Genomic DNA, 9,116 nt, shown 5'->3' on the forward strand with positions numbered 1-9,116 from the left:
TAAGTGCCGGTGCCACAGGACGAAGGGCCGTCACTCCTCCGCCCAGATCCGGGGCGGGGCGACACTTCGACGCGGGCAGGTCTTCTGGCTCTCGGATCGTCCTACTAGCCGCGCCTTCTCTCCGCTTAGCGGAAATGGCTGTTGCGGCGTTCGTCCCCGATTACAGCGGCGGGACCGCGGTGGATTCGAACCACCTTCCCTTTTTGTCTCCCCACGCGGGAGACCCGCATCGAATCGTATTCACTTGTCAACCTTGCGGTGCGATGGCGAAATCGCCTCGCGAAGTCAAAGGCACGATAACAAGTACGAGGAATCGGCGTCAAGAAAATTATTCGCCACAGAGGCACAGAGAATACAGAGGTGACGATACAAGACTATGAAACGACAAGGACTTGCTGATTTTTTGCGTGTCCTCTGGGTCTCTGTGGAGAATTCTCATAGAAAGGCGAGAAGTGCACCGGTCCTCGGCGATGACGGGTGCGAAAAAATCAGGCAGGCATTCCCCTCCGGGATGCCCGCCTGAGCCCACACCCGCTGGTTTCACCCCAGCGCATTGATGATTAATAAGGGCCGCGCCAACTCCCCTTGGCGCGGCCTCGGTGCTACGCACAGTAGCAACCCGCTGGGCGAGGTCCTTCAGAATTTTCGCATCCCCTCTCCCTGGGGCCGAAATCTCCGAGGGACTTCCCCCACCGAGTTGCCGTCGCGGGATGCCGCGACGATCAGTGAGGCAAGCTTGGGTTAATCACTTCCCATGCCAGATGTGCCGCATATATCTCCATGCCAGCGCGCAAGGTTCATAACTCTCTATGTCGCAAGCGGCTGACAATCTTGCAAGGTGGTTGACGGCGGGAAGCGGCACAAGGATTCGGTGTAATTTGGGGACATCTCCCCAGGAATGGGGTACCCCAAAATGGCTATTTCGCGCCCTCTCCCGTACCTGTCGCCCGGGTCACCTGTTCCAAACCGAGGAGCGCCGTGCGGTTACGCGGATCCTTGCGCAGGACGGTTTCGTAGGCCGCGCGGGCTTCCTCCGAGCGTTTCAGGGACCGAAGAAAGCCTGCGTATTCAAGATGGATGGCGACAAATCGAGGGCTCTTTTTTTCCGCGCGCTGGAGTGCCTCCTGATACCACTGCAGCGCCTCCTCGTGACGGCCCAGTTCGCGACAGCATTGGGCGTAGAAGCGAGGAGTGTTGAGATGATCGGGCAAGAGTCGTGCCGCCGCTCGATAGTACGGCAGGGCCTTTTCGCACTCTTTGTTACGCTTGTAGTAATTTCCAAGGTTAATGTTGCCGGGCACGCAATCAGGATTCCCCGCGAGGGTGTAAACCCAGAAGGTCTCGGTGTCATGCCAGACGTGGTTCTGGCGGACCGTGAGCCAGCCGAGGGCCGCCAAAGCGGCGACGATCACCGCCCCCCTTCCTAAACCCACAGCGAGATGATCGGCCGACCGCACGAATCTCTCGACGACCAACGCTGCGGCGAGAAAAAGTCCGGGCGCGCTAAGGTACATCAGGTGGTCGGCGACGAATGAAAACTGCATCAGGTTGAAGTGCTTGAGCCCGAGCGCCGGCAGGAGGGGCAGCAGAAACAGGGCGACACACCACAACACCCGATCGCCGAGCTTCTTGCGAAATCGCAAGAGTAAAATAGCGACAACTATGAGCGCGGCGGCGCTCAGCCAATAGCGATATTCATGGAATGACTCCGGCCAGCGGGGATATAACGGCAGCAGGTTCGCGGGCCAGACCACCTTGCCGACGTAATGGACAAGGGCTGCGCAGGCGATGAGCGGACGGAGCATTGGATCGACCGGCCGTCCGCTCTTGCTTTGTTCACCTTCGACGCCGATGGTGATGATGGCCATGAGAAAGGCCAGGGCCAGAAACGGTACGGCCCGCCGAAACGATAATTTCGTCCAACGCCGGTCGAGGACACGATCGCTCACGATGAGGAGGGCCGGCAGAACGACGACCGCCGTCTTGGCAAAGAGGGCGAGTTGAAAGGAGCCCAGCGCGGCCCAATAGCGCCAAGCCCCCCCGCTGCGGCGGTGCTGCAAATAGAGCAGGAGCGATAGCAGGAAGAACAAACCCGAAAGCGTGTTTTTTCGCTCAGTCACCCAGGCAACGGACGCGACGTTGACGGGATGCACGGCGAAGAGCGCGGCGGTCAGCGTGGCCACCGGCAGGCTCACGCCCAGCCAGCGCAGCACGAAAAGCCAGAGCATCGAATTGACGGCGTGGAGCGCGATCTGCGTGGCGTGGTACAGCCGCGGCTCGACGCCAACGAACTTGTGCTCGATCCAATAGGAGGTGAAGACCAGGGGATAGTACTGCTCGTGCTTGTCTTCTTTGAAGAGTTCCCCCCAGATGGAGCCCAGGCCCCCTTGCAGCAGTGGATTCTGGTACACGTAGTCGCCGTCGTCCCAGCTCACGAACCCGTTCTGGAGCGTATTCCAGTAAACCACGACCGCGGCCGATGCGACCAGCACCGCCAAAATCCAGCGGGCCCACCACGCCGACGGGGCGAGCGGCTCGATCATCGGCTCGGCCCGCCGGCCGCGCCGCCCTTCGGAGCGCCGCTCTTTCTTATCCTGCCGCGATTCCCGTTTCATGGCGATCCCGTTGTGCGCCCCGCACTATAGATCGACGGCAAACCGCACTCAAACTCGCCGCCGGTTCGCCGATCCTTGACCGGCGGCCATTGACCGGCGCGGCGGCGTTTCATAGACTCGGTCGCCGTATTCAGGGTAACGGCTTTTTTCGAAGGTGAGGCTTTGATGAACAATCCGAGATTCGCGAAGAAGTATGCCTGGCTCGCGGCCTTGACGACGGCGACGTGCTGGGGAGGGTCGTGCCTCATCGATGGTTTCGCCTCCCTGGCGGCGACGTTTTTCTAGTGCAACGCTTGGCAGGAGCTTCGCCCTCCCAGCCTCGGGCCGCAAATATTAGATGATGATGTCCGCGTCATCGTCGTGGATCGGCCGGGCCGGTCGCGCGTACGCAGGCACGGGCCGGCGCGGCAGGAGAAAAATGAGGGCCGCGCCCGCCGCGAAGCCGCCGATGTGCGCCCAATAAGCGACGCCGCCCTCTTCTCGGCCGCCCAGCGTCGCGGGGAATAGATTCTGCAGCACGATATAGACGCCCAGGAAGACCCACGCGGGCAGTTTCGCGGTGAACCAGTACCAGCCCAACGGCACGATCGCCAGAATATGGGCATGCGGGTGCACGAGGATGTAACCGCCCATGACACCGCTGATCGCACCGCTGGCGCCCACCAGCGGAACCCAACTGGCATTGAAGTAGGTATGCGCGAAATTGCCAACGAGGCCGGTTCCCAGGTAGAAAACCAGGAACAGCGCATGGCCGAGGCGATCTTCAATGTTGTTGCCGAAGATCCAGAGATAGAGCATGTTGCCTAGCAGGTGAGCCCACCCTCCATGCAGGAACATGCAAGTAAATAGGCTGATCCACGCAGGCGTCGCGGTGGCCGCTTCCAGTGGCGCCTCATGCTGCACCCGAAGTGGCCGACCAAATGGGTCGACCCGGATTCGTCCAAACTGATCGATGACCGGAGTTGTCGGTTGATGCTCCTGCAACTCTTCGCGAAATCGTTCAGGCCCAACGACGAGCTTGGCGGGGATGTAGCCGTACTTCCAAACAAACTCCTCCCCCTCTTTTTCCGGCATCGTTGCCTGAAACAAGAAAACCAGCACGTTGATCACGATCAGCGTGACCGTCAGGATCGGCGTGCCGTGGGTGGGGTTGTCATCTCGGATGGGGATCATCGGCCGGCGGCCCCGGTCTCTTCCTGACAATCGATCGGCTTGCCCGAGGCGATCTTCAGCACGTGCTTGATGGCCGGGCCGACGAGCGCGAGCGATTCACGAACGGCTTTGAGGCTGCCGGGGAGCATGACTATTAGCGTGTTGCCGATCAGGCCGGCCCCGCCTCGGGAGATTATCGAAAGCGGCGTTCGTGAATAGGTTCCGGTCCGCATGATCTCGCCGAAGCCCGGCAGTTCACGGTCGAAGAGCGGCGTAAGGGCCTCGGGCGTGACGTCGCGCGGGCCGATCCCCGTGCCTCCGGTCGTGACGATGAGGGCCGCGCGGCCCGCCCCATCGCGGACAGCCTGCTGAATCGCAGGGATGTCATCCGGCACGACTCGACGATCCGAGATGGTCAAACCCAGATCGCGCAGGAATTCCTCCGCCGCCGGACCGCTGGTGTCGGCCCGTTCGCCGGCGGAACGACTGTCAGAGATGGTGATCACAACCGCGTCGGGCATGAGCGGATCGTATCCGCGCGAAAGGTGAACGGCAATCGGGACAGAGGCGTTACGTCGCAGCGCCTGCGGTCGTGGGCGCCAAGGGAAGCCAGAAACTGACCGTCGTGCCGCGGCCGACTTCGCTGGCGATGCTCACCTCTCCCCCCAGCGCATGCACGGCATGTTTGACGATGGCCAGGCCCAGGCCGGTCCCGCCGACGGTGCGGTCGCGCGACTTGTCCACTTGATAGAACCGCTCGAAGACGCGCTCGAGATCTTGCGGGGGAATGCCGCAGCCGTTGTCCTGCACCACAAAATAGACGCGATCGCCCTCGCCGCGACAACGCAGGTCGATCCGGCCGCCGGGGCCGACGTATTTGACGGAGTTGTCGATCAGGTTCTTGAGGACCAGTTCGAGCCAGCGCTGATCAGTCACGATGACGGCAAGCTCGCATGTGACATGAAACTCGGCGTTCTTCCCGCGCAGAGCCTCGGCAAAGCTCATTTTCAGTAATGCCAACACGTCGGCGGGGTCGAATTCGGCCGGACTTAACGCGGCGGAGGGCGATTCGACTTTGTTCAGGTGCATCAAGTCTTCGGTCAGGTCCTGCAGGCGGACGACGTTGCGATCGATGACGGACATGAACCGGGACTGCGTCGCGCCGTCGAGACCGTCGGAGCGCAGCGTCTCGACGGCGGCGCGGATGGCGGCGACGGGCGTGCGCAACTCATGGGAGGCGTTGGCGACAAAGTCAGCCTTCATCGCCGACGATCGGGCCAGCTCGGTGATGTCGTTCACGCACAGCAGCCATGCGATCGGCGTGTCCGGCTCGTTCACGCGGACGATGGTGACCGTGACGGTTCGCTGCGGCCCGGGGCCGTTGAGGTTGACATCGCGGCGCAGCTCGGGCGTCTTCGAGCGGATCGCCTCGCTCCAAAGCGTCGACAGCGCGGCGTGGCGGAGACCGATCGTCAGCGGCCAGCCGACGACGGCCCCCTCGGTGCCGAGCAGTTCGCGGGCGGCGCGATTGGCCTGGAGGACGACACCGTGTTCGTTGACGGCGATGACGCCCTCTTCCAGGTTCCCCAACGTCACTTCGAGGTCCTGACGCCGCTGCTGGACTTGGCGGATGCGTTCGGAAAGGTGGACGCGCATGCGTTCCAGCGACTCGGCCACCTGCGCGACCTCGTCCTTGCCGGTGATTTCCACGCGCGTATCCAGATCACCCGTCGCGAGGCGCTGCGCGAGCAGGCCCACTTCCTGCACGGGCCGCGCGAGCGTGCGCGAAAAGAGGTAGGCGATGATGAGGGCGAGCGGCAGGGAGACGGCCAGACCGATCATCACCCATTTGATGAGTGCGGCTTCGCGAGTTTGGAAATCCTCCACCGGCGCGGCGACGCGTACGATCGCGGCAACCTCGCCGTTGCGCATCATCGGCACGGCGATATAGTTGAATGAGCGGCCTACGCTTGTGCTGAGGCGTTCGTCGTGACCGACCTGGCCGGCGAGGGCATCAACGACCTCCCGCCGATGGCCGTGGTTTTCCATGGTGGCCGCCTCGGCGTGCGAATCGGCCAACACGCGGCCGTCGGTCGCGATGACCGTCAGGCGCAGGCCGGTGCGGCGGCTTATCTCCGCGCAGCTCGCCATCAGGGCGTCGGGGGACAGGGAGACGTCCGCGGATTCGATCGTCAGGCAGGCAAGCTGGGCGTGGTTAGTAAGCTGTAGCGAGGTGTACTCGTACAGCCAGCGCTGCATGATCTGCCACGTCAGTGCGCAGACCAGGACCATCCCGGTGGACAAGAGCAGTCCCAATCGGGTGAAGACGCGCCGAAAGAAGCGTCCCTTCCAGAATCTCGGCGCTGAGTTCGGCATGGGCGTCGTCTGACCGTTAACAGCCTACCGCGGCCTGCTGCCACACGTCGGCAAACCGGTATCCGACACCACGCACCGTCTCAACCAGTTCGCGATGCCGGCCGAGCTTGCGGCGGAGCGACGTCACGTGGACGTCAATGGTGCGGTCGGTCACCGCGACATCGGGCCCCATGGCCTTGCTCATAAGCTGGTCGCGGGAGAGGACGCGGGCCCGGGCCGTTACGAGGGCTTCGAGCAGCCGAAATTCGGTCAGGGTCGTGGGGATTTCGGAACCGTCGAGTTCGACGGTGTGTCGAGAACGATTGATGCTCAACGGACCGGCTTGCAGAACCTTCTCTTCATCGGCGACAGGCTTGCGGCGTCGCAGGACGGCACCCACACGCGCGAGCAAGACGTCCATGCTGAAGGGCTTGGTTACATAATCGTCCGCCCCGAGCTGCAAGCCCAGGACGACATCGCCTTCTCCGGTGAGTGCCGTCAACATGATGATCGGAATGGACTTCGTGGAAGCGTCGTTCTTCAGCGCCATCGTGACGTCGCGACCGCTGGCGCGCGGGAGCATGATATCGAGCACGATCAGGTCGGGGCGCTCGCGGCGCGCCACGGCCAGCGCCGTTTCCCCATCCTGCGCCGTCAGCACCTGGTACTGACTCCGCTCCAGATTGAAGCGAATGAGATCGACCAGATCCCGCTCGTCATCGACGATCAGTATTTTCTCGCTCGCCATGATTCATCCTTGAATTTGCGGATAGCCGCGTTTGAACCTAACACCAAGGCGTCTTGCCAAGGCCCATTATACGCAATTTCCTGCAATCAAAAAACGACGCGCAAGAACTGCGTAGTCGTTTATTAACCGAAACTTAACAATTCATGGCAGGTATCCACAACAAACACATAAAATGGATGCAAAAATGGCCTCAAACTGCTTGCTCGACGATTGCAGGCCGGGGGCTTCTGGGTAGAATCCAAACGCGCGGTTCACGGCTCAGGAAAACGTTTGCCCACCGCGATCTGGCTTGGAGGTTTCGGCGTGTTCAGCATCATGCCTCGCGACACCGGCTTTTTCGACTTGTTCGAAAAGGCCGCCCGCATTGTTTACGACGCCAGCGAGGCCTACTCCAATGTCGTGCGCGATTATCCCAAACGCGACGAATACATCAGCCGAATTCGACAATTCGAACACGACGGCGACGAAGTCGTGCATCGTACGCTGGAGAAACTCGACACCACATTCATCACGCCCTTCGATCGCGAGGATATTCACGCCCTGATGAAGCTGATGGATGACGTGATCGACGAGATCGACGCTGCCTCCAAGCGACTCAATCTGTATCAGATTAACGAACCGACGCCGTGGATCATCAAGCAGACCGAAATCCTGGTGCGTTCTTGCACCCTGGTCGGCGAGGCGGTCAAGCGGCTGCGCGATCTTCGCCGCCCCAACGGGCTTCAGCAGAAGCTGGTGGAGATTCACCTGCTCGAAAACATGGGCGACGAAAACAACCACTCCGCTATCGCCGAGCTGTATGCCACGACGCGCGATCCCATCCTGGCGATGAAGTGGAAGGAGATCTACGACCTGACGGAGCGGGCCATCGACCGCTGCGAGGATATCGCCAACACGATCGAGGCCATCGTCTTGAAGAACACGTGATCCTCGCACGTCATGCTGACCTACATCATCATCATCGTCGTCATCGCCCTTCTCTTCGACTTTAGCAATGGGTTTAATGACGCAGCCAATTCCGTCGCCACCATTGTCGCGACGCGCGTGCTATCGCCGCGCAAGGCCGTGTTGTGGGCTGCGTTTTTCAACTTTATCGCCGCGTTCGGGTTCGAGACACACGTGGCCTCGACCATTGGCAAAGGACTGCTAGCCGCAAACGTCATCGACCCCCATCTGATTCTCGCAACCCTCCTTTCCGCGATTACCTGGACGATCCTCTGTACTCAGAAAGGGCTTCCCATCAGCGTTTCCCACGCCCTCATCGGATCTCTTGCAGGCGCCGCGTTCGTGAAAGGAGGCGTGGCGGCGCTGATCTGGTCGAAGCTGGGCGAAGTGGCGATGTTTATTGTGTTTTCCCCCCTGATCGGACTGGCCATCGCCTGGTCGCTGATGGTGGCGGTCTCCTGGATCTGCAGGTACCGCACGCCGAGGGGCGTGGATAAGACCTTCCGGTTCCTGCAACTAATCTCCGCGGCGGTCTATAGCCTGAGCCACGGGCTCAACGACGCCCAGAAGACGATGGGGATCATCTTCGCCTTGCTGGTCAGTCAACCGACCCTGGCCGCCTATGCCCGGCACGGGGGCGATCCCAACTCCAAGGAACTGGCATGGTGGATCATCATCTCCTGCCACCTGGCGATCGCGTTGGGAACCTACATGGGGGGATGGAAAGTCGTTCAAACGCTCGGACACCGAGTGACAAAACTGCAACCCGTGGGCGGGTTTTGCGCGGAGACCGGCGGCGGTGTCACAATCCTGGCCCTCTCGAGTTTCGGGATCCCGGTGAGCACGACGCACACGATCACCGGGGCGATCTTCGGAGTGGGCGTGACGCGGCGGCTCTCCGCCGTGCGCTGGGGCGTAGGCACGGAGATCCTGACAGCCTGGGTGCTGACCCTGCCGGCGTCGGCGGGCATGGCCGCGGCCATTTACTTTCTCATTAACTTGATCGTTCGTTGATCGGATCGGAAGGTCCCGCCGACGCCGGCAGGGTCGGCACTCAAGCCGTCAGCGCAGAAGCGCGCGAGCTTTGTCCGAGTCGGCGAGCCACTGCGCCGCACGTGTGCGGACGGCTTTGACTTCCGGGTTGGAGCCGGGATCGACGCCAATCAGCCGCGAATACACGAGGGTGGTATCCGCCCAGAGCTGGCCGAGCCAGGCGGACGCGTCGAGGTTGACGTCGGACACGGCGATCAGGAGCGTGGGCATTTTCTCGCTACAGCGTTGGACGTTTGCCAGGGCCAGGA

At 61.7% G+C, this 9,116-nt stretch carries 8 protein-coding genes and 1 riboswitch; of the genes, 2 read left to right on the forward strand and 6 right to left on the reverse strand.

Annotated elements, in window-relative coordinates:
• Positions 1-56 precede the first annotated feature (56 nt).
• A riboswitch (cobalamin riboswitch) is annotated at positions 57-243 on the reverse strand.
• A gap of 674 nt (positions 244-917) precedes the next feature.
• From VJZ71_21685 to VJZ71_21705, 5 genes are all read right to left on the reverse strand, one after another.
• Positions 918-2,615: a tetratricopeptide repeat protein gene (locus VJZ71_21685; GenBank protein HKQ50695.1), complete on the reverse strand. Its 1,698-nt coding sequence runs from the start codon at positions 2,613-2,615 to the stop codon at positions 918-920.
• A gap of 333 nt (positions 2,616-2,948) precedes the next feature.
• Entirely contained in the window at positions 2,949-3,788 is an 840-nt protein-coding gene (locus tag VJZ71_21690; protein ID HKQ50696.1) for a rhomboid family intramembrane serine protease, read from the reverse strand.
• Positions 3,785-4,288 carry a MogA/MoaB family molybdenum cofactor biosynthesis protein gene (locus VJZ71_21695; GenBank protein HKQ50697.1) on the reverse strand — a complete coding sequence of 168 codons (504 nt, stop codon included), beginning with the start codon at positions 4,286-4,288 and terminating at the stop codon, positions 3,785-3,787. Before VJZ71_21695 ends, VJZ71_21690 begins: the two co-directional genes overlap by 4 nt.
• A gap of 49 nt (positions 4,289-4,337) precedes the next feature.
• A complete protein-coding gene (locus VJZ71_21700) occupies positions 4,338-6,143 on the reverse strand; it encodes an ATP-binding protein (protein HKQ50698.1) in 1,806 nt (601 codons plus the stop codon).
• Positions 6,144-6,159: 16 nt separating this feature from the next.
• Positions 6,160-6,870 (reverse strand): response regulator transcription factor, encoded by a 711-nt coding sequence (locus tag VJZ71_21705; GenBank protein HKQ50699.1) that lies wholly within the window; start codon positions 6,868-6,870, stop codon positions 6,160-6,162.
• A 303-nt stretch (positions 6,871-7,173) separates the two neighbouring features.
• On the opposite strand from VJZ71_21705, the gene VJZ71_21710 reads away from it, so the two are divergent.
• Both VJZ71_21710 and VJZ71_21715 read left to right on the forward strand, forming a co-directional pair.
• Positions 7,174-7,797, forward strand: coding sequence for a DUF47 family protein (locus VJZ71_21710; protein HKQ50700.1), 624 nt, complete (start codon positions 7,174-7,176; stop codon positions 7,795-7,797).
• Between the two features lie 12 nt (positions 7,798-7,809).
• Positions 7,810-8,829 (forward strand): inorganic phosphate transporter, encoded by a 1,020-nt coding sequence (locus VJZ71_21715; protein HKQ50701.1) that lies wholly within the window; start codon positions 7,810-7,812, stop codon positions 8,827-8,829.
• 48 nt (positions 8,830-8,877) lie between these two features.
• Here VJZ71_21715 and VJZ71_21720 read toward each other — a convergent pair.
• On the reverse strand, positions 8,878-9,116 hold a 239-nt coding region (locus VJZ71_21720), incomplete at its 5' end, for a hypothetical protein (protein HKQ50702.1).

Source organism: Phycisphaerae bacterium (assembly GCA_035275405.1).
GTDB lineage: Bacteria > Planctomycetota > Phycisphaerae > UBA1845 > UTPLA1 > DATEMU01.

Coding starts and splice junctions, on each gene's coding strand:
- VJZ71_21685 (HKQ50695.1), bottom strand. CDS start 2,615: ATGAAACGGGAATCGCGGCAGGATAAGAAAGAGCGGCGCTCCGAAGGG.
- VJZ71_21690 (HKQ50696.1), bottom strand. CDS start 3,788: ATGATCCCCATCCGAGATGACAACCCCACCCACGGCACGCCGATCCTG.
- VJZ71_21695 (HKQ50697.1), bottom strand. CDS start 4,288: ATGCCCGACGCGGTTGTGATCACCATCTCTGACAGTCGTTCCGCCGGC.
- VJZ71_21700 (HKQ50698.1), bottom strand. CDS start 6,143: ATGCCGAACTCAGCGCCGAGATTCTGGAAGGGACGCTTCTTTCGGCGC.
- VJZ71_21705 (HKQ50699.1), bottom strand. CDS start 6,870: ATGGCGAGCGAGAAAATACTGATCGTCGATGACGAGCGGGATCTGGTC.
- VJZ71_21715 (HKQ50701.1), top strand. CDS start 7,810: ATGCTGACCTACATCATCATCATCGTCGTCATCGCCCTTCTCTTCGAC.